We start from the raw sequence: 24,891 nt of genomic DNA on the forward strand, positions 1-24,891 counted from the left end.
AGCCCTCCGGGCTGACCGGTAAGCGCGTGGGGTTGGCGGGGCGGCCATGCGTAAGAAAGACTCTGATACCGGTCGCCCATGAAGGCCGCTGGTATCAGTGTGCGTGTTCGGACTCCGCGATCCGCTGCTCCGCCAACAGGCGCCAAGGGGCGTTCTTTGGCGCGGCATTCAGGGCGCGCCGGAACAGGTCGGCACTGTCCGGGCTGACGCTGCCCTCGGCATCCACCTGTGCCTCGGCGGTTTGCGCCGCCAGGGTAGGATCGAACCCCGCTTGCAAGGCGTGGTGCCAGGCCTGCGCCGCGGCGCCCCAGTCGCCACGCGCGGCTTCTGCCTGGCCGAGCAGGACGTAGCCTTCCTGAGCCTGCGGCGAGTCTTGCGGCAGCCCGGCGAGGCGGGTCTTCAGCAGCGCCAGTAGTCGCGCATCGTCCTGCCCGCTTACGTCCATCTGTCGAATACGCATCGCCAGCGGCTCGGCTGGCAGGTTGGGTCGGCCGCGGGCCAGATACAGACCCAAAGCTGCAAGCGGGATCAGCGCCAAGCCGGCTATGACCGGTGCCCGGGCCCCGGTGCGTGCTGGGTCAGGGGTGCGGGCGCCCTCGGCGAGCAGACGGCGCTGCACCTCGAGGCGCGCGGTCGCATATTCGCTGTCGGCGATCAGGCCCATGCCGCGGTCGCGCTCGAGTTCGGCGAGTTGGGCGCGATGCAAGGCCAGCGCCGCCTCGTGGCGGTCGCGCGCGCCGAGCCCGCGACGCAGAACCAGCGCGCAGGGCAGCAGGACCACCACGCTGACCAGGACAATGAACAACCAGATCATCGGTTCAACGCGGTTCCAGCAGCTCGTCCAGGCGTCGACGTTCGCTCGCCGAAAGCGGCTGCGGGTCGCGCGTGCGCCTGCGCCAGCCGAGCCAGGCGGCCAAGCCCCCCAGGCCTAACGCGAGCCCCGGCATGAACCAGAGCAGCAGCGTCAAGCCGTCCAGCGGCGGCCGCAGACGGATGAAGTTGCCGTAGCGGGCAACCATCCAGGCGATGATCTGCCGGTTGCTCTGCCCCTGCTGCACATGCACGCGCACCACATGGCGCAGGTCGCGGGCCAGTGGAGCGCTGCTGTCCTCGATGCTCTCGTTCTGACAGACCAGGCAGCGCAACTGCGACCCGATCGCCTCCGCCCGCGCCTCCTGCGCCGGGTTGCGGAGCATCTCGGAGGGATCGTCGACGGCCAGGGCCGCGAGCGGCGGCAACAGCAGCAGCATGGCCAGCAGGCAAGCCCGGATCATCGATGCAAGCTTGCCAAAGCCGGCCGCAACCCGGTGTGGATGAGGTCGGCCGTGAGCGGGCCGGCCACATGCCAGCGGATGATCCCGCCGGGTGCGATCAGGAAGCTCTCCGGCACGCCGGTGACGCCCCAGTCAATGGCGGTCAGACCGCTGCGGTCCGCGGCCAGCTTGGCGTAGGGGGCGGAGGTGCGACGGACGAAGCCGGCGGCGTTCGCCGATGCATCCTTGTAGGCGACGCCCCAGATGGGCACGAGAGACGCGACCGAGACGAGGGTTTGTGCCTCCAGCACGCACGGGATGCACCAGGAGGCGAAGAAGTTCACCAGCACCGGCTGCGTCTGGGCGGACAGGAGCTGCGAGGAGAATCCCTGGCCGGGCGCCTGCGACGGCAGGTCGAACTGGGGGATCGGCCGGTTGAGCACCGGGGCATGGACGTCGTGCGGATCGAATTCGCCGGTGCCCATGTTGGTCAGCATGGCATAAAAGCCGGTGCCGGCGGCCACGGCCAACCCAAGCGGCGCCAGCAACACGACGCGACGGCGCGAGAGGCGCGCAGGGCCCGACATATCAGCCGACATTTGGGGCTGCCGCCGCTGGCAGTCTGGCGCGGCGGGGTGCTCCGACGCGCACACGCCGGTCGCTCAGCGAGAGCGCGCCGCCGATCGCCATCACCAGCGCGCCGAGCCACATCCAGGGGGCGAGCGGGTTGTCGTGCAGGCGAAGCACGGCGCTGTCGACTCCGCGGGCACGGTGCTCGTCGCCGAGCACGGCGTAGAGGTCGGTGATCAGGTTGGTGTGGATCGCGACTTCGGTGGTGGACTGGTTCTGCAACGGGAAGTGCCGCTTCGAAGGGTGCAGCACGGTGACGACATGGCCGCCACGGGTGACGGTGATGGTGGCGACACGATCGGTATAGTTCCCACCGTGACCGCTGCGGATGCCATCCAGGGTCCACTTGTACCCGGCCATGTCGACGCTCTGGCCCGGCTTGATTTCGACGATCCGGTGTTCCGCCTGCGACATGCCGGCGAGGCCGATCACGCTCACGCCGACGCCGGCGTGGGCGATGGCAGCACCCAGGGCGGCGCGCGGCAGCATCCGCGCACGCCGCCAGCTCTGCGAGGGCGGCAGACGGAAAAGCTGAATTTTCTGGACGAGATCGGCGGCAGCACCCGCGATCACCCAAACTCCGAAGCCGAACGCCAGGAGCGGCAGCAAGCCGCTGAGCCTGAAGGCGGCGACCAGCCAGGCGACCACCGCGGCCAGCGCCACCCACCAGAGCTTGAGCAGCACCGGTCCCAGCTGCGCGCGCTTCCACGGCAGCATCGGCCCGATCGCCATAACCGCGAACAGGGGGATCGCCATCGGCACCGCGGTAGTGTCGAAGAACGGTTTGCCCACCGACAAGGTGGCGCCGAACAGCAGGCTGGCGAACGGCGGATACATCGTCCCGGTCAGCACCACCGCGCAGATCGAGCAGAGCAGGACGTTGTTGAGCACCAGCGCGCCCTCGCGCGAGAGGGGCGCGAAGATACCGCCCGCACTCAGCCCGCCGGCGGCGAGCAGTGGCGCGCGCCAGGCGAACAGCAGCAGCGAGGTGCCGATCACCAGCGCCAGCAGGCCGAGGATGAAAATCCCCCGCGTCGGATCGTTGGCGAAGGCGTGCACGGAATTGAGGATGCCGGAGCGCACCAGGAAGGTGCCGGACAGCGACAACGAGAAGGTGCCGATCGCCAGCAACACCGTCCACAGCTTGAGTGCCTCGCGCTTCTCGACGACGATGGCCGAATGCACCAGGGCGGTGCCGGTGAGCCAGGGCAGCAGCGAGGCGTTCTCGACCGGGTCCCAGAACCAGTAGCCGCCCCAGCCGAGCACGTAGTACGACCACCACGAGCCGAGCGCGATGCCGCAGGTCAGGAAGCACCAGGCGATCAACGCCCAGGGGCGCACCCAGCGACCCCAGGCGGCGTCGACCCGACCCTCGATCAGGGCGGCGACGGCGAAGGCGAACGGCACCGCGAACCCGACATAGCCGGCGTAGAGGATCGGCGGATGGAAGGCGAGGCCAGGGTCCTGCAACAGCGGGTTCATGCCGCTGCCGTCGAGGGGCGCCGGCCAGATCCGATCGAACGGGTTCGAGCTGGTCAGGCAGAACAGCTCGAAGCCGGTGGCGACACCGCCGAGCACGGCGATCACCCGGGCGCGCAGGGCGGTGGGCAGATTGCGTCCGAATACCCCGACCGCGGCGCCGCACAGGCCCAGGATCAGGCACCACAGCAGGATCGAGCCCTCGTGGTTGCCCCAGATTCCGGTGATCTTGTAGAGCAGCGGTTTGGCGACGGCGCTGTTCTCGGCGATGTTGCGCACCGAAAAGTCGTTGGTGATCGCGGCGTTGGCGAGACAGGCGAAGGCGAGGGCCAGGGCGGCGAACTGGCCTATGGCGAGTGCTGGCGCCGTCGCCATCAGGCGGGCATCGCGCCGCCAGGCGCCGAACAGCGGCAGGATGAGCTGCGCGAGCGCCATGCAGCAGGCGAGTGCGAGGGCAAAGTTGCCGAGTTCGGGGCTCATCGGCTCAGGTTCCTCGGGTTGTCGGCTGGGGCGAGGCTGACTTGCGCGTGGTCGCTGCCTTGCTGACCGTCCCGATCTTGCTGGCGGTCCCCATCTTGCTTGCCGTCTCCATCTTGCTTGCCGTCATCGTGTCCCAGCTTGCGGCGTCGGGTGGCGGTCCGAATTTCGGGTTCCATTTGCCGGCCTTGCGCAGCGCTTCGGCGACGTCCTTGGGCATGTAGGTCTGATCATGCTTGGCCAGGACCTCGGAGGCGGTGAAGCGGCCGTTGCCCCCGAGCTCGCCCTCGGCGACTACGCTCTGCCCCTCGCGGAACAGGTCCGGCAGGATGCCGGCGTAGCGCACCGGGACCGCCGTCTGGCCGTCAGTGACCAGGAAGTTCGCTACCGGCTCGCCATTGTCGCGGGTTTCGTGCAGCGATCCCGCCACCACCATGCCGCCGAGCCGGACGGTGCGTCCGGGATGCGGCGGACCCGCCAGCAGTTGCGAGGGTGCGACGAAATACACGATGCTGGCGCTGAACGCGTCCAGCGCCAGGGCCGTGGCGGAGCCGACGCCGATCCCGCACGCCAGCAGCGTCCACAGCCGGCGCGATTTGCGCGTCATGAGGTCTGCCTGCGCGCACGGCGCCCGCTTGCGGCCTCGATCGCCTCCAGCCGGCGTCGCGCCCGCGACAGTCGCAGCGTCGCAGCGATCGACAGCCAGCCACCAAGCAAGAGCGCCAGGGCATAGGCGGCGACGATATAGGGCAGGTGCGTCATGGCCCGTCCGCCGGCGTGGCTTCGTGCGTGCGTGCCAGCAGCAGGGCGCGGGCGCGCTGCTCGAGCACCCCGGCGCGCAGACGCGCCATCACGATCGCAGCAAACCCGAAGGAAAATCCGAGGGTGCAGACCAGCAGTGGCCACAGCATCGACATCGACATCGTCGGCGCGCCGGTGAGGGTGATGCTGTCGGGCTGGTGCAGCGTGTTCCACCATTGCACGCTGAACTTGATGATCGGCAGGTCGACGGCGCCCACCAGCGCCAGGATCGCCGCCGCGCGGTAGCCGCGGGCGGGCTCGTCGAACGCGCGGATCAGCGCGATATGGCCGAGATAGAGGAAGAACAGCACCAGCACCGAAGTCAGGCGCGCATCCCAAACCCACCAGGCGCCCCACATCGGTTTGCCCCAGAGTGACCCCGAGGCGAGGCAGAGTGCGGTGACCGCGGCACCCACCGGGCCGATCTCCATTGCCGCGAGGTCGGCGAGCGGGTGCCGCCAGACCAAGGAGAGCACCGAGCACCCGGCGAGCGCGATATAGCCCCAGGATGCCAGCCAAGCCGACGGCACATGCACATACATGATGCGCACCGCGTCACCCTGCTGCCAGTCGGCGGGAGAGAAGAACAGGCCCCAGATCAAGCCCCAGGCGGTCAGGATGAGTGCCGCCGCGTTGAGCCAGGGTTGGATGCGCGCGGCCAGTCTGAGGAAGCGGCCCGGATTGGCGAACCGATGCAGAAACCCGCCCCGGTTCGTGCGCGGGGTCAAGGGCGGCTGCTTGGCGAGGGGTTCGGCGCGATTCTGGACGATATCCAAGGCTGCTTACCCTAGCGTAGGCTGACAGCTAACAAAGAGCATACCGGCTGTCTCGGCGCGAGAGGCGATCGTATCATGCCGCGCCAAGACGCCAAGGACGGAGAGGGCATTGCATGCTGTTCACCATCGTCTGCACCGACAAACCAAGCCGACTCGATACCCGTCTGGCCGCCCGCGCAAGTCATCTTTCCTATCTCGAGCGCTATGTCGACAGACTGGTGCATGTCGGCCCGCTACTCGATGACGACGGCCGTGCCTGCGGCAGCCTGTTGATCATCGACGTCGAGGACCGCGCCGCCGCGGAAGGCTTCGCCGCGAGCGATCCGTACGCCAAGGTCGATCTGTTTGAAAGTACCGTGATTCGCGGCTTTCGCACCGTATTCCGCGATGGCGCGGTGGTGGAGTGAGGTCGTACTGGCTGGTGAAGTCGGAGCCGGATGCGTTTTCCTGGACGCAACAGGTTGCCCGCGATGTCGAGCCGTGGACCGGGGTTCGCAGCCATCAGGCACGCAACAACCTGGCCGCGATGCGTCTCGGGGACCGGGCCTTGTTTTATCATTCCAACATCGGCAAGGAGATCGTGGGTGTCGTGGAGGTCGCGCGAGCGGCCTATCCTGACCCGACTGCCGGATCCGATGCCAAGGCCGGCCACTGGGTCTGTGTCGACATGCAGGCAAAAGGGGCGTTCACCGTGCCGGTAACGCTGGCGTCGCTCAAGGCCGATTCCAGGTTTGCCGACCTCGCCTTGGTCCGGCTGTCAAGGTTGTCGGTCTCGCCGGTGAGTGAAACGCACTGGCGGCTGATTACCGAGATGGGAGGCTGGAAGGAACCCGCCTGACGCTTTCAGGGCGCGCCGTCGATGCTTTGTTGCAGGATCACTTCCTTGCCGGTCATCGGCTGACCGGCAAAGGTGCTGTAGATCGCATTACCATTATAGGCGGGTGCCACGGGGGCGGCGATTCGCAGCGGCATGCCGAGGATGCTCAAGGGGGTGTGTCGTCCCGCGCCGCTGGAACTGGTCTGTTGCGCGGTCACGCCTGGCAAGCCGGTCCTGGCCGATGTGGGTGCCGCGTTCCGGTCGGCGGGAGCGCCCGCCGCGACGGAGTCCGAAGAACGCGCACGCAGCGCCTGAGCGGAAGCCGGCCGCGCCGCGAAGTCCTGAACTGCAAACAAGAGTAACGCGGCGCAGCCTGTCGCGATCGCGCGGATCGAATGGGAGGACATCGGCTTTGGCTCCAAAAGCATGGTTTACAAGTAGGAACGGCCGATGGTCTGACAACGCAAGCGCACCCGTGCGGATGAATTTTTCGCAATCAAACCAACGCGACCAGCGGAGGCACCTGTGTCTAAATTGATACCTCAAGATTTTGTGAAAAGGGGTGTCCCCCGAGACAAGCTAGGTTGCTGCACCCGGAACGAGATGATCGGCGGTTTTTGATGCACGCTCCGAGCCATGCCCCTGTGCTTTTGCCCGGACATGCGCCGTCACATGCCCCATCGCACACGGCTGAGGCAATTAACGAGCGCGCGGCCCTCGGGCTGTCCAAGATGGGCGCGAGCCTCGCTCCCGGACCCTCTGACGCCGGGCTGCTCGCGGCCGAGGCGCCGCGCGACGATAGTCCCGCGGTTACGATCGGCAGTCGAATCCGGACCCTGCGCCGAGCACGCGGCCTGACACAGGACACGCTCGCGGTTTCAACCGGCGTCTCGCGTAGCGCGGTGGCGCAGTGGGAGACCGGTCGGGCCGGGCAGATGGGCGGCAAGCTGCGGCGGATCGCTGAGGCGCTCGGGGTGTCGGTCAGCATGCTCAAGGAGGGCTGGGAAGGCTTGGCCACTGACAGCGTGCTCTCCGCCGAGGAAATGTCGCTGCTACGGCTGTTCCGGCGCTGCCCGGCGGAGGATCGTATCGTCTTGATGCACGTGGCCCAGAAATTGGCGGCGACTCCGGCCATGGAGACTGTTCCTTAGCTCTTCCTGTCCCGCAATGTTCGAACCGGCCCGTCCTGCAGCCTGTCCGTATGCAGCCGGCGTGCTCCTGGTGCGTTAGCGCTTCGGCCAACAGGAGATTGCGATGAGCGCCGCCAGAGGAAGTGAACTGACCCCGCTCTCACCCGACGTCCAGCCGCTGAGCGCTGCGTCGCTGAGCGTCCTGGAGCGGGCTTTGGGAGAGGTGGAAACCGGCCGCGGCATGCTGGTCAGGCTCGCCGACCTGATGGGTGGAGCAGTCGGCCAGGTTACGCGGCTTGGCATGCGCGGGCTCGGGCTCGCGCCAACCCTGCAGATCAAGTTGCAGGGGATCGGCGAGGCGGCAGTCGTGCGTGCCTTCGACGTCGCGGTGCTCGGGCTGCGCACACCGGCGCCCACGGCCTTTTCGGATACGTATTCGCCCGCGCTGCGACCTTGGCGCGACCGTGCGATGCAGGCCGCGGTCGCCGCGTCCGGGGCGTTCGGCGGCTTTGCCGGGGTTTCCGGCCTGGTTCCCGATATCGGTTTTACGACGTTGGCGATCATGCGTGAGATTGCCCGCATCGCCCGCGAAGAGGGTGAGGACCTGTCCAGCCCGGAGGGCAAGCGCGCCTGCCTTGAGGTGTTCGCGCTACGCACCTTCAACGCCGGCGAGGAGCAGAGCGAACTCGGATTTTACTCCGCGCGTGCCGTGTTGCGCGGCCGCCCCGTGGTCATGTTGCTGTCCGAGGTCTCATCGCACTATGGCCTTTCGCTGTCGCGCAAGGTCTCCATGCAGATGATGCCGGTGGCGGGCGCGCTGTGTGGCGCCTCGCTGAATGCGGCGTTTTTTGCGCATTATCGTGCTCTGGCCCGAGCGCATTTCACGATCAGGCGGCTGGAGCGCAATCACGGTAACCGGTTCGTGCAAGAGGCGGTCGAGACCATCCGCGCCAACCTCGGCCAGAAGCAGGCGGCGGCCTGATCAGCCCCCTCTTCAGCGTGGCTTGCGCCGCCTGAGCAAGCCCAGGACCGCCGTGATGACGGCCAGCAGCCCGTAGATCAGCATCATGTCGATGCCGATCCCGGGGGCAGCATACGGCAAAAGCCAGGCTGCGAGGGCCGAGATGGCGGCGAAGACGACAAAGACCACGATCATCGTCAGCGCCGTCCCGCCTGCCATTCCTCGATGGTGATGCGGTCCAGTTTGAAGAGGTCGCTGGTGCGGGCATACCAGCCGGCGCCATGCATGCGGCCGATCAGGCCGAGACCTTCGGTTGCGATGTGCAGCCGCTCGGCATCCTGCACGGCGTCGTCGCGGACGTGCATCATCAGCACCCGGCCGAGGATCAGCGCGCTACTGCCCAGCGCGATCTCCTGGTGCAACACGCATTCGAAAGCGACCGGGCTTGCGGCAATACGCGGCGGCGCCACGTGGGTCGAGGCGAGTGTCTCAATGCCGCCAAGTGCGAGCTCGCTTTCGCCGGTCGCGAATGGGGTTGCGGTGCGGTTCATCGCCCCAGCATTGGCTTCGTCGACAAGCTGGACCACGAAGCCGCCGGTGGCGCGGATGTTGCCCCAGGTGTCCTTGGGAGAGTTTTCGCTGTCGGGCCGGCTGCCGATGCCGACGCCGATGATCGGCGGATCGGCACAGAACATATTGAAGAAGCTGAAGGGTGCGGCGTTGAGCCGGCCTTGCGCATCCTGGCTGGTGATCCAGGCGATCGGGCGCGGGGTGATGGTCGAGGCCATCAGCTTGTAGATTTGTCGGGCTTGCAGGGTCGCGAAATCGAACTGCATGGGCGGTCGTCCGGAAATTTGGCCTAAGCGGGCGTTCGCGGCTCAGTGTTCAGCTAAGGCGCCGACGATTGCGTCTCGAAGACGGCGCACGCAACCTGTGCACCATGTTCAGACGCCGTGTCGAGGTCAGCACCGCGACGATGCTCGAGCGCTACCGCGCCGGGCTGTTTCCCATGGCCGAAACGAGGGAGTCACGCGACCTGTTCTGGCTCGACCCGGAGAAGCGCGGGATCCTGCCGCTCGAGAACTTCCATCTGCCGCGGCGGTTGCGCCGCACCGCTTTGTCCGGGGAGTACGCGATCGTCGTCGACACCCAGTTCGAGGCGGTGATCGACGGCTGCGCCGCCCCCGCCCCCGGCCGTGAGGAGAGCTGGATCAACCGCGAAATCCGCGCTTTGTTCCTGGCGTTGCATCGACAGGGCCACGCCCATAGCGTCGAATGCCTGCATGACGGCGCGCTGTGCGGCGGCCTCTATGGCTTGTCGATCGGCGGCGCGTTCTTCGGCGAAAGCATGTTCAGCCGCCGTCGCGACGCTTCCAAGGTTGCACTCGCGCATCTCGTCGCCCGGCTCCGGCTGGGCGGCTACAGGCTGCTCGACGCCCAGTTCATCACCACGCACCTCGCACAATTCGGCGCAATCGAAGTCGGCCGCCGGCACTATCTCACTCTGCTCGAGACGGCGACCGCGGAGCACGGGGCGTGGGCGCAGGACGCGGCCGCGGTGCGCGAGGCGGTGCGCGACATGCGGGAGCCGGCCTGACGACAAGCAGACGGTTGACAGGGCGGCAGCGTCGGCAGCACTTCCGCAGACCCACCCAGCGAGGCCCGCCGCATGCGCCCTTCCGCTCTTCTGCTGTCCCCGGTCGCCGGCGTCGCCTTGCTGGCGATGCTCACCCCCGCGCACGCCGCGGACAAGCCGCGCACCATGCCGACCCGCGACGTCAAGGTGGTCTACGACGTGCAGCCACAGGGCGCTCCGGCGCCGCAGCAGATCACAGTCTGGTTCGCGGACGGCCTGATGCGCATCGACAGCCCGGACGGCCGCGGTGAGACCATCCTCGACCGCGACCGGCACCTGCTCACCATCGTGATGAACAGTGCGCGCGTCTACATGCAGGTGCCCGAGCGCCAATCGCTGCGCAGTCCGTTCCTGCTGGATCCCAGCATGAATTTCGAGCGTGCCGGGACTGGTGTCGTCGCCGGATTGCCGTGCACGCGCTGGAACATCACGGCAAACGGCGGCAAGGCCACGGCCTGCATCACCGCGGACGGTGTGCTGCTGAGCGAGGAAGGGGTCGATCAGCAGGGCGCGCGCGGCAAGCTCGAGGCGCAACAGGTCGTCTATGGACCGATCCCCGCCGCTACGTTTGCGGCACCCTCCGGGTATAGCCGGGTCGCCCATCCCGAAGGCCCGGATGCGTATGAGCGCGGCGGTGCGCAACAAAGCGCGCCCGCGCTGGGCGCCGCACCAGCGGGCAAACCCTGAGCTGCACGCGGGCCGCCCGTTAAGCAAGCTTCAACCAGACAGGATGTAACCTTTCGTGGCGGAGATTGCCCGCAAATCGCCACGGAGCGGGGTCTCTATGCGTTCAGGTACGCGCTCACCATATTGCACGCAGTGGGTTCGCCCGGACAGGAAGGGATATTTCGTGATGCACGAAAGGATGCGGGTTCTACTGGTTGCACCAGTGCTTGCAGTGGCTCTGGGATTGGCGGCGGCGCCGATGGCGCAGGCACATTGGGACCATGATGGTCACGGCGATCATGGTGGTCGCGGCTGGCATGGCGGGCGCGATTTCGATCGGGGCGGTTTTCACCGGCGTTTCGATCACGATGGCTACCGCTATCGGGGTCCCGGAATCGCCGGCGCGCTGGTCGGCGGTCTGGCTGCGGGGGCTCTGATCGGTGGCCTTGCGGGAGCCTATGCAGGGCCACCACCGGGGGTCATCTACTCACCGCCACCTGGCGTCGTCTATGCCCGCCCACCGGTCGTCTATGCGCCGCCATCCGGCTATTACGGGCCGCCACCGCCTGTGATCTACGCGCCGCCGCCGCCGGCTTATTATCCCGGCTACTGAAGCGGCAAGCTACTGGGGCGCCAAGCTATTGGGCTAAAGCGCCTTGAGCGCCTCCATCACCGCAGCAGCGTGTCCCGGAACCTTGACCTTGTTCCAGGCCTGCGCCACGCGGCCGTCAGGGCCGATCAGGTAAGTCGTGCGTTCAATGCCCATGTAACGCTTGCCATACATCGATTTTTCCACCCAGACCCCAGCTGCCTCCAGCAATGCGCCGGTCTCGTCCGAGGCCAAAGGGAAGCTCAGGGCATATTTTTGCGCGAACGCGTCGATTGCCTTCATCGGGTCTTTCGAGACGCCGACCACGGATACCGAGCCATCCAGGAGCTCCTGAAACGCCTTAGCCTCCTGGGTGCAGCCTGAGGTGTCCGCCTTTGGGTAGAAATACAGCACGAACGCCTTGCCGCGCAGAGCTGCAAGGCTGACCCGCCTGCCGCCGCTGGCCGGCAGGTCGAAGTCCGGGACCGGATCGCCGGGAGCAAGCCGGGTCGTCTCTTCAGTCATGGTCATCTCCGCTTAGTGTCGGCCGGGTCGGGTCGCCGATCAGTCGCTTGAAGGTTTGGCGGACCTCCGCCGCGGTCAACCGCATCTGGCGCTGTAGATCGTCGAGGCTTTGCAGTCTGCTCGTGCGCGATGCTGCCATTCCCTGCAGCAACGCGTCCAGGGCCGGTGTCGCATCGGCCAAGGTCGGTGGCAGGGCCGCGCCGAACAGGATGCGCAACATGCTCTGCAGGGCGCGCCAGAAGCGGTCCGCCTCGATCAGCAAAGCCGCATCGCGCCGCGACAGCGCCCCACCGCGCGCCAAGCGGCGCAGCGCCAGGCGGGTCGTCGGATGACGCACTCGCGCGGCACCACCAGTAGTCGGGAGGGGGGCGATCTGGAGGATCTGGGCGATGAACTCCACCTCCATCAGGCCGCCGTCGAGCCGCTTGATGTCCCACCGGCCGCGCGGCGGCAGGTCCGCGGCCAGCCGCGCGCGCATCGCTGTCGCGTCCCGTAGCAAGATCGCGCGTGCACCATCCGGCGGCTCGATCGCGCGCCCGATCGCGCGGCCCACGCGCGCGCGCAGCGCTGGCGGCCCGGCCACGACCCGCGCCCGCGACAGCGCCATGCGCTCCCAGGTCGATGAGCGCTCGGCATGGTAGCGGCGAAAGCCCTCCAGCGAGACTGCCACCGGACCCTTGCTCCCGGACGGGCGTAGGCGCATGTCGAGAGCGTAGAGTGGGCCTTCCGCCCCGGGGGCGCTGAGGGCTGCGATCAGGGAATGGGTGAGGCGGATGTAGTACTGGCTGGCATTTTCGGCGACCGAGACGGGATGGTCGTAGATCAGCATGAGGTCCAGGTCGGAGCCGTCCATCATCTCGCGCGAGCCGGCCTTGCCGAGGGCGACGACCACCATGCCGCCGCCGGCAATGCGCCCGTAACGCGCTCGATGCTCCCGCGCGACCTGGGCCAGCATGCCGACGATGACGTGCTCCGCCAACGCGGTGCGGGCGAGGCCCGCGCGATCCACATCGAGCCGAGCGTCCATCTGCGCCAGCGCCAGCCGGAACGCCTCGCCGCGCACCAGGGTACGCGCGCGGCGCACCGCTTCCTCGGAATCGCCCGCATCGCGCATCTGCCGGTCGAGCAGACGCAGCAGGCCTGCTTGCTGCCCGCTCGGCGGCACCAGCAACCCTTCGAGTGCGCCCGGTACGATCGCGAGATGCTCGGCGAGTGCGGGTGCCGCGCTCAACACGAAGGCTATTCTGGCCAGCAGCGGCGGGTTGCGCACCAGCAGCGAGAGCAGTTGCACACCCGCACTCTGTCGGCTCAGCAAGCTGTCGAAGCGGACCAAGGCGAGGATTGGGTCGCGCTGTTCGGCCAGGGCCGCGAGCAGCGCCGGCAGCATCTCGCCCAGCAGGGCCTGTGCGCGGTCGCTGCGCAAGGCGCGCAACTGCCGGTTGCGCCAGCCCGACACGATGCCGGCCGCGCGTTCTGCTTCGACAAAGCCGAGGCCGCGCAGCGTGGCAAGCAGGTCGCGGTCGCTGTCGAGGCGATCCGTAGCCGGCGCCGCTTGTGCCTGTCCTGTCTCCGTGAACCAGGCTTCGAAGATGCCGCGGGTGCGCGCCAAATGCGGCTGGATCGCGGCAACCTGGCCCGCCTCCCCGAGGAAGCGTTCGAACGACGCCAGCGCCGCCGCCGTCGCCGGCAGGCTATGCGTCTGCCGGTCGTCCTGCATTTGCAGGCGGTGCTCGACGCGGCGCAGCATGCGGTAGCTGTCGGCGAGGTCGGCGGCGACCCCGGCCGGCATGTACTTGCCTTGAGCGAGGCGGCCCAGGGTCCCGAGCGTGGTTGGATCGCGCAGGTCCGGCGCGCGGCCGCCCCAGACCAATTGCATGGTCTGGGCCAGGAACTCGACTTCGCGTATGCCGCCGGGCCCGAGCTTGAGGTCGTAGCCGAGCAAATCACCACACCCCGCTTGAGGCCCACCATGGCGGCCGTCAATCCGCCGCTTCATCCGATGGATGTCCTCGATGGCGGCGAAATCCAGGTGCCGCCGCCAGACAAACGGCCGGATTGCAGCAAGGAAGCTCTGGCCGAGCGCGCGGTCGCCGGCGACCGCGCGGGCCTTGATCATGGCCGCGCGCTCCCAGGTCTGGCCGTGCGACTCGTAGTAAATGAGGGCCGAGGGCAGCGCCACCGCGAGCGGCGTCGAGGCAGGATCCGGCCGCAGACGCAGGTCGGTGCGGAACACGTAGCCATCGGCGTCGCGCGTCTGCAGCAGCCCGACCAGGGCAGCGGCAAGCCGGTTGAAGGTGCGCCCGATCTCCTCGCGTCCGGGGTGGGCGGCCGGATCGTAGAGCAGGATCAGGTCGATATCGCTGGAGTAGTTCAGCTCGCCGGCCCCGAGCTTGCCCATGCCGAGCACCACGAAGCCACAGCCGGTCTCCGGATCATCCGGTCTGGCCAGCGTGAGGTCGCCACGGCTGGCCGCCTCCCAAAGCAGGTGACGGATGGCGGCACCGAGGGCCGCCTCGGCCAGCCGGCTGAGCGCGCCGGTGACCTGTTCGAGCCTCCAGATGCCGCCGATATCGGCGACCGCGCTGGCCAGCGCCACCTGCCGCTTGGCCTGTCGCAGCGCCGCCGCCACCGCGTTGCGCGGCAGGTCGGCCGTGAGGCTGGCGAGCCGCGCCAGGGCATCGCCGACGATCCGGTCGGGTCCGTCACGGAGCAGTACGTCAAAGCAGTGCGGCTCGCGCCGTGCCAGGGCCGCGAGGTAGGGGCTGTTGCCGCCGAGGCAGGCAATCAGCGCCGCCTCGGCCGGGTTGCGCGGCCGGATTGCCGCGGCCAGGTCGGCGGCCCAAAGGGGCTCCGCCGGGTCGGGCCAGCGTGCCGGCCACTGGAATTCAGCCATGTCGCTGCGTGTCACCCGGCGTCCATACGTTGGCCACGGTGTGAGGCATGATCCGTCCGCGTCAAGCCAACAACCGCTGGTGGCACGTCCTGCCAGCGGTGCTGCTGGTGCTGATCTCGCTGCCGGTGTTTGCCGCCCTGGTGCTTGGCCTGCGGCTTTGGGCTGGACCGATCGATGTCACCGGCAGCGCGCGCCGGTTGGCGGCCCCGGACCTGCCCGGGCTCTCCTTCGCCCAGGTGCAACTGACCTGGAACGGCTGGGGGGAAGGCCCCACGGCGCCGCTCGGCCTGATCGTACGTGGCTTGCGCCTGGACGATCCAAGGGTGGGCCACGCGCAGGTCGCGCGCGCGGACGTCGCCCTCGATTTGTTCGCCCTGCTGCATGGCAGGGTCGAGGTCATCGGCCTGCACGCCGCCGACGGCAGCATCGATCTGGCGCAAGTGCCGCCGTCCGGCGCCGTCCAACTGGGCTCCCCGGGGGGCCACAAGGGGCGCGTCAACCGGGACCGACTGGATTTGGACGCATTGAGGGCGTTCGAGCTCTCCCATGTCGCGCTCAGCGCGCACGGTCTCCCGTGCCGGGCCAAGATCGCTGACCTGCGGCTGCTGCCGCTGCACCGTCCGGCGGCAATCGGCGTGAGTGGTCGGGTCGCGGCATCCCTGTCCTGCGGCGGCCGCAATGTTGCATTTGATGGTGCCGCGCGCGAGGGGCCGCAAGGCGAGATCGTCTGGCATGTTACGACCGGCAGCTTCGTGCCGAGCCGGATCGGCAGCCCGCTGGCGCCGCTCGTCGGCCTTGATCTGCCGGTCAGCCTGAAGCTCGACGCCGCACTCTCCGGTGGCTTTGGTCGGCTGATGCTGCCGCGGCACCTGGAGCTGACCGCGCAGCTCGGCGCCGGCACCATCCGCGGCGTCGACGTCGCTGGTGGGCAGCTTCACCTCACCCTCGATTTGCCACGCACGCAACAGGGCACGCTGCGGGCGGCATTGTCGCCGTCGCGGGTCGTGCTGCGGCAAGCGCCGGGTGCGGCGACACCGGCACTGCTGCTGACCGGCAGCTTCGCCGAAACCGGTGCTCTGGTGCGTGCCCGGATTGCAGCACGGATCGCCCGCGTCGATTTCGCCGGTCTCGGCCGCATCTGGCCATCGGCACTGGCTCCTGGCGGGCGACGCTGGGTGACCGCCAACATCACCGCCGGCACGGGTCGCGACCTCGCACTCAGCGCGACCTTCGCGTCACCCGACGGCTGGGGGGCGCTGCATCTGACCAAACTCGACGGCGGCCTCGACGCGAGTGGCCTGACCATCTTCTGGCTGCGCCCGATCGCGCCGCTGCGCGCCATGGACGCGCATCTGGTGCTGGAGGGGCCGGATACGCTGCGTATCGAGTCTCGCCGCGGCCTGGAAGCGGTGCCGCTGCACGGCGTCATTACCGCGGGGCCTACGGTCCTGCGGATCACCGGCCTGGAGCACCGGCAGCAGCACGCCCGGATTGCAACCACGCTGACCGGCGGCCTGGGAGACATCCTCACTTTGCTCGCTTATCCGCGGCTGGGGCTGCTGTCACGGCACAAGCTGCCCTTCACCGATATTGCCGGGCGCGCCGTCGTCAAGCTCGGGCTGTCGCTGCCGCTGGTCGACACGCTCGCTACCACGGCAATCCAGGTTCATGCCGACGCCGCCTTGAGCGACGTCCATCTCGGCGATGCCGTGCTCGGACGCGCCCTCGATGCAGGCGGGCTGGCGCTGCATGCCGAAAATTCCGGCTTGCAGGTTGCCGGCGATGGCGCCATCGGCGGGATCCCGTCGCGTCTGACCTACAGCATGGATTTTCGCGCCGGCGGCCCGCAGCAGCTGATCGAGGCGGCGCATGTGTCCGCCCGGATCGATAAGGCGGCGCTGCGGCAGGCCGGTGTATGGGGTGCCGACAGCGTCGCCGCCGGTGCCGCCGCGCTCGACGTCGCCTACGGGCGGCACCGGGACGGCGCAGCCAGCGTCGTGCTGAACGCGGACCTCACCGACGCGGCCCTGGACACGCCGGTCTGGAGCAAGCCGGCGGGAGCCCCGGCGCACGCCTCCGCGGTGATCGGCCTGCAAGACGCAGCACTTGTCTCCATCGGAATGGTCAAAGCGAGCGGCGAGGATCTCGCCGTCGCGGCACATGCCGAGGTGGGCGGTGGCCGGCCGGATGCGATCGTCCTCGACCGTTTCCGGATCGGCCGCAGCCAGGGCGTCGGCCGGGTCGATCTGCCGACGGGCGATCGCGCCCGCACCGGGCCGATACGCGTAGCCCTGCATGGCCCGGTCCTCGACATTACGCCGTATCTCGCCATGCGCGCGGCGCGCGCCACCGGGGCCGATCGGGCCTGGCGCGCCGATCTGGTGTTCCACAGGGTGTGGTTTACGCGACAACGCTGGTTCAGCGGAGTCCATGTCCTCGCCGCTGGCAAGGGCGTGCGGCTGAGCCGCGCAAATCTGACGGTCGCCGGTCCGACGCCGGTCCTGGCGTCGCTGTCGCCGGATGCGGGGGACGCGCGCCGACTGATGCTGAAGGCGCCGGACGCGGGCGCCCTGCTGGCGGCGTTGGGAGTCGGTGGCGGCGTTGAGGGCGGGACGCTCAGCGTGGTGGGCATTTTGCGGCAGAGCCGCGGGGCTGGCATGCTGCGGCGGAGCCGCGGGACATTGGAGATGACCGGGCGCGCCGAGGTCGGTCGCTTCGTCCTGCACGATGCGCCGCTGAGCGCTCGATTGGCGCGTGACCTCTCGATCTATGGCTTGCTGACCGGCGCCAAGGCCAGGCAGATCGTGATCACCCGGTGCGAACTGCCGTTCACCCTGCGCGGCTCAGCGCTGCATCTGAGCGATGCCCGTGCCTCCAACGCAGCCCTCGGTGCAACCTTGCGCGGCGCCATCGATTTGGGGCACAGCACACTCGATCTTCGCGGCACCATCGTGCCGTCCTATCTGTTCAACGCGCTGCCGGGGAAGCTACCTGGGGTCGGGCGGGTCTTCAGTCCGGAACAGGGTGGTGGCTTGTTCGCGCTGACGCTTCGCGTCACCGGCCCGATCGACAAGCCCGTCATAGGGGTCAACCCGCTCTCGTTGCTCGCGCCGGGGATCCTGCGTCGTTTGTTGTTCGATTAAGGTTGCGTCAGCTATTGCGGCCTTATGATCCTGCTTGGGGAGCCAAGCTGTGCGAGGGGGCACGCGCCAGTCAGGAGACGATGCTTTGATACGCCGCCATAGGACCTCGCGATTGTCCGAGGGCCTGCCGCATCCGCTGGGTGCCACCTGGGACGGGCTCGGAGTCAATTTCGCCCTGTTCTCCGCCCACGCGACCAAGGTGGAATTGTGCCTGTTCGATCCGTCCGGCGGCAACGAACTGGATCGCGTCGAGCTGCCCGAATATACCGACGAGGTCTGGCACGGCTACCTGCCCGACGCGCGCCCCGGCACCATCTACGGCTACCGCGTGCACGGCCCCTACGCGCCCGAGGCCGGGCATCGCTTCAATCCCAACAAGCTGCTGCTCGACCCCTATGCGCGGGCGCATGTCGGCCAGGTGCGTCAGGCGCCGGAGATCTTCAGCTACGAGCTCGGCCACGCCGACGGCGACCTCTCGTTCGACACCCGCGACAGCGCCCGCTTCATGCCGAAATGCCGGGTGATCGACCCTGCCTTCACCTGGGGCCGCGACCGCCGGCCGCGGGTGCCGTGGGAGCGCACGATCTTCTACGAGGCGCATGTGCGTGGCACCACCATCCGCCATCCGGCGTTGCCGTTCGGCCTCGGCGGCACCTTCGCCGGCATGGCCACCGACGAGATCGTCGCGCATTTGCGTCAGCTGGGCGTGACCTCGGTCGAGCTGCTGCCGGTGCATTTCTTTGCCGATGAGGACCATCTCACCCAGCATGGACTGACCAACTACTGGGGCTACAACTCGGTCGGCTTCTTTGCCCCCGACGAGCGCTACGCCACCGGCAACGGCAGCACGGTGTCGGAATTCAAGACCATGGTGGCCCGGCTGCATGATGCCGGCATCGAGGTGATCCTCGACGTCGTCTACAACCACACCGCCGAGGGCAACGAACTCGGTTCCACATTGTCCTTCAAGGGCATCGACAATGCCTCCTACTACCGGCTGATCCCCGGCCAGGAGCGCTACTACATCAACGATACCGGCACCGGGAACACGCTCAACCTCAGCCATCCGCGGGTGCTGCAGATGGTCACCGACAGCCTGCGCTACTGGGTCAGCGAGATGCATGTCGATGGCTTTCGCTTCGACCTCGCCACCATCCTCGGGCGTGAGAGCTACGGCTTTGACGAGGGCGGCGGCTTCCTCGATTCCTGCCGCCAGGATCCGGTGCTGTCGGACGTGAAGCTGATCGCAGAGCCCTGGGACCTCGGGCCGGGCGGCTACCAGGTCGGCGGCTTTCCGCCTGGCTGGGCGGAGTGGAACGACCGCTACCGTGATGTCGTGCGCGCCTTTTGGAAGGGCGATTCGTCGGCCGCCGAACTGGCGCAGCGGCTCTGCGCCTCGGCCGACAAGTTCAACCGTCGCGGACGGCGACCCTGGTCGAGCGTGAACTTCGTCACCGCCCATGACGGCTTTACCCTGCACGACCTCACCGCCTACAACGACAAGCACAACGAGGCGAACGGCGAGGGCAATCGCGACGGCACCAGCAATAACAGCTCGTGGAATTGCGGCATCGAGGGCGAGACCGAGGATGCCGCGGTGCTGGCCCTGCGTGAACGGCAGATGCGCAACATGATGGCCACGCTGCTGATGAGTCAGGGCACGCCGATGATCCTGGCCGGCGACGAATTCGCCCGCACCCAGCAGGGCAACAACAATGCCTACTGCCAGGACAACGAGATCTCCTGGGTCGATTGGGGTCGGCTCGCGTCGCACCAGACCATGTTCCAGTTCACCAGGCGGCTGATCGAGTTGCGTCAGGAATACCCCATTTTGCGCCGGCAGCGTTTCATGACCGGGGCGTGGGACGACGATCTCGAGGTGCGCGACGTCACCTGGATCACGGCCACAGGCGAGGAGATGCAGCAGGCGGACTGGCGCGACGGCGGCATGCGTTGCTTCGGCATGCTGATGGACGGCCGTGCGAAGGTGAGCGGTATCCCCCGCCCCGGCACCGACGCCACCCTGCTGATGATCCTCAACGGTTTCCACGAGGCGCTGGACTTCGTCATGCCGCCGTGCAGCGGCGGCATGCACTGGCAATTGCTGCTCGACACCAACCGGCCGGCGATGACCTCGGGACGCGCCTACGGCATCGCCAACAGTTGCCCCGTCACTGGTCGGTCGGTCATGCTGTTTCGTCTGGCGAGCTGACTGGCCGCGCGATAGGCTGCGATCATGGATCAAACCATGACGCACCCCGCGAGCTATGACGGCGACGTGGCGGCCTGGGCGGACGAGCAGGCAGCCCATATCCGCGCCGGCCGCCTCGATCGGCTGGACCTTGAACATATCGCCGAAGAGATCGAGAGCGTGCGGATCAGCGAACGCCGCGAGATTGCCAGCCGGCTTGCTGTCCTGTTGGCGCACCTGCTCAAGTGGCAGCATCAGCCGCAACGTCGCGGTGCGAGTTGGGATGCCACCATCCGCGAGCAGCGCCAGCGCATCGAGCGACGCTTGCGCAAGATGCCGAGCTTGCGCCCGATGCTGAGCGACCCGGACGATATCGCCGACGCCTGGGGCGATGCCGTGACGGCTGCGGTGGCAGAGACCGGCATGGAGCGGATAGCCTTTCCTGAAACCTGCCCGTGGCCGCTGCAGGACGCGCTGCGCGAGGGATGGATACCGCCCGGCAGCTAGAACACTTCCCGCACCGCTTGGCGCGGGCCGGAACCCGAGATTATTCTGTTTGAGGGGACAATGTCCGAGCAGGATATATACCAGGCGCTGAACACGAACTCAGGTGTTGAGCCGGGCTGAGCGGCCTTCCGCGGTTGGGCTTGGGCGAGGCTAAGTTCCCGGCCACGCGACCCATTCTCGGGTGCCGTGTTCGAACCAGTCGGTCATGCGCGTGCCGTCCCAGCGGTAGCGCAACTGCCGCGACTGCAGCACCGGCAAGGTCAGACAGTCCGGCCAGAACACCGCGGCGGCGAGGCCCTGGGGAGTGCGCACGCTGGGGTAGACTACGCCGTCGGCGCCGTCCGCGCGCACCCTTTGGCCAAGCACCTGGCCCGCGCTCCAGTCGTCGGGTGCGAGGCAGCCTTCGGGATCGGTCTTGCGTAGATCATGCATCGTGCCCGCAACGCGGCAGGTCAGTTCGCGGAAGTCGGCGTCGGCGGCGGGTTCGTTGGTGGCCGCCATGAAGCGCGCGAAGTGATAGGCGGTCTCTGCCAAGGCGACTTCGAAGCAATCGCCGCAATACCAGACGCCGAAACTGCCGTCGGAAAAGCGGCTCGGCCGAAGCGTCGAGACATGGGTGAAGGCGCCCATCACCGTGGTGGCGGTCGGGCCCGCGACCCGTCGCGCCACCGGAACCAAAGCGAGGTTGCCAATGGCGTCGCGCAGTCGCGGGTTGGAGCGTTCCTCGGCGCGGGCGATCAGTTCCCAGTCCGCCGGGTCGGCGATGTCCTCGAACAGATGCACCGGCGGATAGACGGTGCGGATAATCCGGTGCGACTGCTTCCAGCGTAGCCGAATGGTCACCAGCCGGCGCGCTCGGAGTCGAGATAGGCGCGCAAAACGGCGAGGTCGGCGGGCGCGCCCTGCATCATCCGATCGAGCGCGGAATGGCCGCCGAAGGCTGCGTTCGGCTTGCGGACCCAGTCGTAGCCGCGCTGGGCTTCGGCGAACATGTAGCGCAGCGCCTTGTGGATCCCCATCAGGTCGGCGAGCCGGCAGACGGTGTCGTGCGGAACGGTGGCAATCTCGCCGGCCTTCCAACGTTGAAAGGTGCGCTCACTCGGTGAGCCGAGCAGCCTGCGTGCCTGGCTCGAATCGAGCTGCCAGCGGGCGAACAAATTGAAGGAAGCGCGCAGCATCGCCGCTGCTTCCTGTTGGGTGATGTCGGCACTCCGCGCGCCCTGGTCCCGGTCGTCGCGCGTGGCCGCTACAGATGCTGTCATGGTGCCTTAGACATACGGGATTGCTGCTCCTCCCATAAAGCGATACACGATCCGCCAATTGACTACAAGTCTCGTTATTTTTGCCAAAAGGCGGAAACGATGCCTTCAGACTGGTTTGCGGCCGTGTCCGGTCTTGCAGCGATCGCCGCTGCCATTGCCGCCTGGGTCATCGCCTTCCTTGTGCATCGCGCCCATGCGCATGAGGCTGGGGCTTCGACTGACCAAGGGGAGACGTTGCAGCGTCTCAGCATCGTGGTCGAGCACGATCAGGCGGCGCGCGGACAGGAGGCGGAGGCGGCGCGCGCGCGGATGGCCGAGTTCGAGCGCGTGATCATCGGCCGGATCGAGCAGAACCGTCATGACATGGGCGAACGGCTTGGCACGCTCACCACGTCGATTGCGCGCGAGCAGGGGGAGTCACGGCTGGCGCTGGCGAACGGCTTGCGCGAGATGTCGGAGCAGTCGGCGGTGCGCCTGAGTGCAATCCAGGCTTCGGTCAACGAGCAGTTGCACGCAGCGGTCGAGCAGCAGATGCAGACCAGCTTCACGCGTGTCTTGGAGCAGTTCGGCGCGGTGCAGAAGGCGATGGGCGAGGTTGGCGCAATGACCGCGCAGATCGGCGACCTCAAGCGGCTGTTCGCCAACGTCAAGACACGCGGCGGCTGGGGCGAGGCGCAACTGCGCGCGATCCTCGACGACGTGCTGCCCGCCGGCGCGTATGAGAGCAATTGCCGACTGTCCCAGAGCAGCGGCGAGGTCGTCGAGTTCGCGATCAGGTTGCCGATGCGTGGTGAAGGGGGGCGGGGCGCGGCGGGCGCGCGGCCGCTGCTCGCCATCGACTCTAAATTCCCGGTGGAAGCCTACGAACGGCTGCTGACCGCGGTAGAGCAGGTCGACACCGAGGCAGAGCGGTCGGCGAGGCGGGCGCTCGAGAGCACGGTGCGCCTGGAGGCACGCAAGATCGCCGCGAAGTACATCGTGCCGCCGGTGACGGTGGAGTTCGCCGTGCTGTATCTGCCGACCGACGGGCTCTATGCCGAGGTGGCGCGTATCCCCGGCCTGATCGATGAAGTCGGGCGCTTGCAACGCGTGCTGGTGATGGGGCCGAGCCTGATCCCGGCGCTGTTGCGAACCATCCATCTCGGCTATGTGACCTTGGCGCTTGAGGAAAAGACGGAAGTTATCAGCGGCCTCCTTGGCGCCACCCGCCAGGAAATGCTGAAGATGGATGAGGTGCTCGAGCGGCTGGGCCGGAATGCCTCGGCGATGTCGAACTCGATCGAGGAGGCGCGCCGGCGCAGCCGGGTTGTCGCCGGCCGGTTGCGCGGGATTGATGCCCCGCTTGGGATTACATCAGGAGGGCCGGATGCCGATGACGCTTGAAGGGTCCTGTCGCTGCGGCGCGGTGCGTTTTACCTGCGACAGCCACACGCCGCAGCCGTATCAGCGATGCTACTGCTCAATCTGCTGCAAGACGGCGGGCGGTGGGGGCTATGCGATCAATCTCGGGGCGTTGACCAAGGGCATGCAGGTGCATGATCGGGACGGGGCCATTGCGGTGTATCGCGCCGAGGTTCGCGAGGACGACGGGTCTTGCGTCTTGTCGACAGCGGAGCGCAACTTCTGTTCGCGCTGTGCGACAGCGTTATGGCTGTTCTCGCCGGAATGGCCGGAGTTGATCCACCCGTTCGCGTCCTGCATCGATAGTAAGCTGCCGGCGCCGCGGAGCTCGGTGCATCTGATGCTGCGCTTCAAGCCGGACTGGGTGGTGCCGGAAATTGGCCCCGAGGATGCCTGCTTTGACCTCTATCCGGAGCAGTCGATCGAGGCGTGGCATCGCGAGCGGGGATTGTTCGTCGATTGAGGATCCCCGCTTGACAGGTGTCCCAGCAGGCGGCTAGACGCCCGCATCTTACGGAACGCGGGAGAGTGCCGCCTGTCGCCGATCGGCGTCGGGCGGGTTCGCATGGACCGCGGTCCTGGCAACAAAGGGGGCCACGGATTTGGCGAAGAAAATTGTCGGCTATATCAAGTTGCAGATTCCCGCAGGCAAGGCGAACCCGTCGCCGCCGGTAGGACCCGCACTCGGCCAGCGCGGCCTGAACATCATGCAGTTCTGCAAGGAGTTCAATGCCGTAACGCAAGGCATCGAGCCCGGCACGCCGACGCCGGTGGTGATCACCGCGTTCGCCGACCGCACGTTTACCTTCATCCTCAAGACGCCGCCCAACACCTATTTCCTGCTTAAGGCCGCCAAGATCACAAAGGGCAGCACCACCGTCGGCAAGGGTGCCGCGGCCGGACGGGTGACCACCGCGCAGCTGCGCGAGATTGCCGAGATCAAGATGAAGGACATGAACGCCAACGATATCGACGGCGCGGTGCGCATGTTGGCAGGCTCGGCCCGTTCGATGGGCCTGACCGTGGTGGAGGGCTGAACGATGGCCAAGAGCAAGCGCCTCGATGCGGCCCGCGCCGCGGTCGGCCACAACAAATCCTATGCTCTCGACGAGGCGATCCGCCTGGTCAAGAGCAACGCCACCGCCAAGTTCGATGAGACGGTGGAGCTTTCGCTCGGCCTTGGCATCGACCCGCGTCATGCCGACCAGATGGTGCGCGGTCTGCTCAGCCTACCCAACGGCACCGGCAAGGTGTTGCGGGTGGGGGTGTTCGCGCGTGGGCCGAAGGCCGAGGAGGCGCTTGCCGCAGGCGCTGACGTGGTCGGCGCCGAGGACCTCGCCGAGAAGGTGCAGGGTGGGGAGATCGCGTTCGACCGCTGCATCGCGACCCCGGACATGATGGCCCTGGTCGGCCGGCTTGGTAAGATCCTGGGGCCGCGTGGGCTGATGCCGAATCCGAAGCTCGGCACGGTGACGATGGATGTCAAAGGCGCGGTGGGGGCGGCCAAGTCCGGTCAGGTCGAGTTCCGCGCCGAGAAAGCGGGCCTGATCCATGCCGGGATCGGCAAGGCCTCGTTCGACGAAGACAAGCTGGCGCAGAACATACGGGCCCTGGTGGATGCCATCCAGAAGGCCAAGCCGACTGGCGCCAAGGGCGTGTATCTGCAAAAGGCGGCGCTCTCCTCGACGATGGGCCCCGGGGTGACGGTGGATATCGCCTCGCTGGCCGCCACTTGAATGCACCCTGGCTGAGGC

At 67.6% G+C, this 24,891-nt stretch carries 27 protein-coding genes and 1 pseudogene; 14 read left to right on the plus strand and 14 right to left on the minus strand.

Translation table 11 applies throughout. The annotated features are described in order from the left end of the window. Positions 1-94: 94 nt before the first annotated feature. From ccmI to ACQY4K_RS13930, 7 genes and pseudogenes are all read right to left on the minus strand, one after another. Positions 95-814: a c-type cytochrome biogenesis protein CcmI gene (ccmI, locus tag ACQY4K_RS13900; RefSeq protein ID WP_428390789.1), complete on the minus strand. Its 720-nt coding sequence runs from the start codon at positions 812-814 to the stop codon at positions 95-97. Between the two features lie 4 nt (positions 815-818). Continuing rightward, the gene (locus tag ACQY4K_RS13905; RefSeq protein WP_428390790.1) at positions 819-1,274 is read right to left on the minus strand and encodes a cytochrome c-type biogenesis protein; all 456 of its coding nucleotides are present in this window, start codon (positions 1,272-1,274) and stop codon (positions 819-821) included. Next, the gene (locus ACQY4K_RS13910) at positions 1,271-1,852 is read right to left on the minus strand and encodes a redoxin domain-containing protein (protein ID WP_428390791.1); all 582 of its coding nucleotides are present in this window, start codon (positions 1,850-1,852) and stop codon (positions 1,271-1,273) included. Before ACQY4K_RS13910 ends, ACQY4K_RS13905 begins: the two co-directional genes overlap by 4 nt. Further along, positions 1,842-3,842 (minus strand): heme lyase CcmF/NrfE family subunit, encoded by a 2,001-nt coding sequence (locus tag ACQY4K_RS13915; protein WP_428390792.1) that lies wholly within the window; start codon positions 3,840-3,842, stop codon positions 1,842-1,844. The genes ACQY4K_RS13910 and ACQY4K_RS13915 overlap by 11 nt, the downstream gene beginning before the upstream one ends. A 121-nt stretch (positions 3,843-3,963) precedes the next feature. After that, positions 3,964-4,446, minus strand: a pseudogene (gene ccmE, locus ACQY4K_RS13920) (cytochrome c maturation protein CcmE); the annotation flags it as partial. After that, the gene (locus tag ACQY4K_RS13925) at positions 4,443-4,601 is read right to left on the minus strand and encodes a hypothetical protein (protein WP_428390793.1); all 159 of its coding nucleotides are present in this window, start codon (positions 4,599-4,601) and stop codon (positions 4,443-4,445) included. The gene ACQY4K_RS13925 and the pseudogene ccmE, both read right to left, overlap by 4 nt. Next, positions 4,598-5,368: a heme ABC transporter permease gene (locus ACQY4K_RS13930; protein ID WP_428396128.1), complete on the minus strand. Its 771-nt coding sequence runs from the start codon at positions 5,366-5,368 to the stop codon at positions 4,598-4,600. The genes ACQY4K_RS13925 and ACQY4K_RS13930 overlap by 4 nt, the downstream gene beginning before the upstream one ends. Before the next feature lie 161 nt (positions 5,369-5,529). Here ACQY4K_RS13930 and ACQY4K_RS13935 point away from each other — a divergent pair, with 161 nt between their 5' ends. After that, positions 5,530-5,823 carry a YciI family protein gene (locus ACQY4K_RS13935; RefSeq protein ID WP_428390794.1) on the plus strand — a complete coding sequence of 98 codons (294 nt, stop codon included), beginning with the start codon at positions 5,530-5,532 and terminating at the stop codon, positions 5,821-5,823. Positions 5,824-5,837: 14 nt separating this feature from the next. After that, positions 5,838-6,254 (plus strand): EVE domain-containing protein, encoded by a 417-nt coding sequence (locus ACQY4K_RS13940; protein ID WP_428390795.1) that lies wholly within the window; start codon positions 5,838-5,840, stop codon positions 6,252-6,254. Between the two features lie 5 nt (positions 6,255-6,259). Here ACQY4K_RS13940 and ACQY4K_RS13945 read toward each other — a convergent pair whose 3' ends face one another. Then, positions 6,260-6,640 carry a hypothetical protein gene (locus tag ACQY4K_RS13945; RefSeq protein WP_428390796.1) on the minus strand — a complete coding sequence of 127 codons (381 nt, stop codon included), beginning with the start codon at positions 6,638-6,640 and terminating at the stop codon, positions 6,260-6,262. A 324-nt stretch (positions 6,641-6,964) separates the two neighbouring features. On the opposite strand from ACQY4K_RS13945, the gene ACQY4K_RS13950 reads away from it, so the two are divergent. Then, entirely contained in the window at positions 6,965-7,384 is a 420-nt protein-coding gene (locus tag ACQY4K_RS13950) for a helix-turn-helix domain-containing protein (protein WP_428390797.1), read from the plus strand. Positions 7,385-7,487: 103 nt separating this feature from the next. Next, positions 7,488-8,345: an EcsC family protein gene (locus tag ACQY4K_RS13955; protein ID WP_428390798.1), complete on the plus strand. Its 858-nt coding sequence runs from the start codon at positions 7,488-7,490 to the stop codon at positions 8,343-8,345. A 12-nt stretch (positions 8,346-8,357) separates the two neighbouring features. Here the strand turns inward: ACQY4K_RS13955 and ACQY4K_RS13960 are convergent, their stop codons facing one another. Both ACQY4K_RS13960 and ACQY4K_RS13965 read right to left on the minus strand, forming a co-directional pair. Continuing rightward, on the minus strand, positions 8,358-8,519 hold the full coding sequence (locus tag ACQY4K_RS13960) for a hypothetical protein (RefSeq protein ID WP_428390799.1): 162 nt from the start codon (positions 8,517-8,519) through the stop codon (positions 8,358-8,360). 2 nt (positions 8,520-8,521) lie between these two features. Next, positions 8,522-9,160: a flavin reductase family protein gene (locus ACQY4K_RS13965; protein WP_428390801.1), complete on the minus strand. Its 639-nt coding sequence runs from the start codon at positions 9,158-9,160 to the stop codon at positions 8,522-8,524. 104 nt (positions 9,161-9,264) lie between these two features. Here ACQY4K_RS13965 and aat point away from each other — a divergent pair, with 104 nt between their 5' ends. The 3 genes from aat to ACQY4K_RS13980 all read left to right on the plus strand — a co-directional run bounded on the left by aat (position 9,265) and on the right by ACQY4K_RS13980 (position 11,239). Then, positions 9,265-9,921, plus strand: a complete 657-nt coding sequence (aat, locus tag ACQY4K_RS13970; RefSeq protein WP_428396130.1) for a leucyl/phenylalanyl-tRNA--protein transferase — start codon at positions 9,265-9,267, stop codon at positions 9,919-9,921. Positions 9,922-9,993: 72 nt separating this feature from the next. Continuing rightward, entirely contained in the window at positions 9,994-10,647 is a 654-nt protein-coding gene (locus ACQY4K_RS13975; protein WP_428390802.1) for a DUF4412 domain-containing protein, read from the plus strand. A gap of 166 nt (positions 10,648-10,813) precedes the next feature. Next, on the plus strand, positions 10,814-11,239 hold the full coding sequence (locus tag ACQY4K_RS13980; RefSeq protein WP_428390803.1) for a hypothetical protein: 426 nt from the start codon (positions 10,814-10,816) through the stop codon (positions 11,237-11,239). 33 nt (positions 11,240-11,272) lie between these two features. Here ACQY4K_RS13980 and ACQY4K_RS13985 read toward each other — a convergent pair whose 3' ends face one another. Both ACQY4K_RS13985 and ACQY4K_RS13990 read right to left on the minus strand, forming a co-directional pair. Further along, complete coding sequence (locus ACQY4K_RS13985) at positions 11,273-11,740, minus strand: peroxiredoxin (RefSeq protein WP_428390804.1); 468 nt, start codon at positions 11,738-11,740, stop codon at positions 11,273-11,275. Further along, positions 11,733-14,633 carry a bifunctional [glutamine synthetase] adenylyltransferase/[glutamine synthetase]-adenylyl-L-tyrosine phosphorylase gene (locus ACQY4K_RS13990; RefSeq protein WP_428390805.1) on the minus strand — a complete coding sequence of 967 codons (2,901 nt, stop codon included), beginning with the start codon at positions 14,631-14,633 and terminating at the stop codon, positions 11,733-11,735. The genes ACQY4K_RS13985 and ACQY4K_RS13990 overlap by 8 nt, the downstream gene beginning before the upstream one ends. Before the next feature lie 47 nt (positions 14,634-14,680). Between ACQY4K_RS13990 and ACQY4K_RS13995 the strand changes: the two genes are divergently transcribed. The 3 genes from ACQY4K_RS13995 to ACQY4K_RS14005 all read left to right on the plus strand — a co-directional run bounded on the left by ACQY4K_RS13995 (position 14,681) and on the right by ACQY4K_RS14005 (position 20,474). Continuing rightward, positions 14,681-17,776, plus strand: a complete 3,096-nt coding sequence (locus ACQY4K_RS13995; protein WP_428390806.1) for an AsmA-like C-terminal region-containing protein — start codon at positions 14,681-14,683, stop codon at positions 17,774-17,776. A gap of 112 nt (positions 17,777-17,888) precedes the next feature. After that, a complete protein-coding gene (glgX, locus tag ACQY4K_RS14000; protein ID WP_428390807.1) occupies positions 17,889-19,988 on the plus strand; it encodes a glycogen debranching protein GlgX in 2,100 nt (699 codons plus the stop codon). 36 nt (positions 19,989-20,024) lie between these two features. Then, positions 20,025-20,474, plus strand: a complete 450-nt coding sequence (locus tag ACQY4K_RS14005) for a DUF29 domain-containing protein (protein ID WP_428390808.1) — start codon at positions 20,025-20,027, stop codon at positions 20,472-20,474. 150 nt (positions 20,475-20,624) lie between these two features. Here the strand turns inward: ACQY4K_RS14005 and ACQY4K_RS14010 are convergent, their stop codons facing one another. After that, complete coding sequence (locus ACQY4K_RS14010; protein WP_428390809.1) at positions 20,625-21,317, minus strand: RES family NAD+ phosphorylase; 693 nt, start codon at positions 21,315-21,317, stop codon at positions 20,625-20,627. Then, entirely contained in the window at positions 21,314-21,736 is a 423-nt protein-coding gene (locus tag ACQY4K_RS14015) for an MbcA/ParS/Xre antitoxin family protein (protein ID WP_428390810.1), read from the minus strand. Before ACQY4K_RS14015 ends, ACQY4K_RS14010 begins: the two co-directional genes overlap by 4 nt. A 99-nt stretch (positions 21,737-21,835) precedes the next feature. Here ACQY4K_RS14015 and ACQY4K_RS14020 point away from each other — a divergent pair, with 99 nt between their 5' ends. From ACQY4K_RS14020 to rplA, 4 genes are all read left to right on the plus strand, one after another. After that, positions 21,836-23,119, plus strand: coding sequence for a DNA recombination protein RmuC (locus ACQY4K_RS14020; RefSeq protein ID WP_428390811.1), 1,284 nt, complete (start codon positions 21,836-21,838; stop codon positions 23,117-23,119). Beyond that, a complete protein-coding gene (locus ACQY4K_RS14025) occupies positions 23,103-23,600 on the plus strand; it encodes a GFA family protein (RefSeq protein ID WP_428390812.1) in 498 nt (165 codons plus the stop codon). The genes ACQY4K_RS14020 and ACQY4K_RS14025 overlap by 17 nt, the downstream gene beginning before the upstream one ends. A gap of 139 nt (positions 23,601-23,739) precedes the next feature. Beyond that, positions 23,740-24,174: a 50S ribosomal protein L11 gene (gene rplK, locus ACQY4K_RS14030; protein WP_428390813.1), complete on the plus strand. Its 435-nt coding sequence runs from the start codon at positions 23,740-23,742 to the stop codon at positions 24,172-24,174. 3 nt (positions 24,175-24,177) lie between these two features. After that, entirely contained in the window at positions 24,178-24,873 is a 696-nt protein-coding gene (gene rplA, locus ACQY4K_RS14035; RefSeq protein ID WP_428390814.1) for a 50S ribosomal protein L1, read from the plus strand. Positions 24,874-24,891 lie beyond the last annotated feature (18 nt).

Origin of the sequence: Lichenicoccus sp. (genome assembly GCF_965276875.1) — a bacterium.
Classification (GTDB): Bacteria; Pseudomonadota; Alphaproteobacteria; order Acetobacterales; family Acetobacteraceae; genus Lichenicoccus.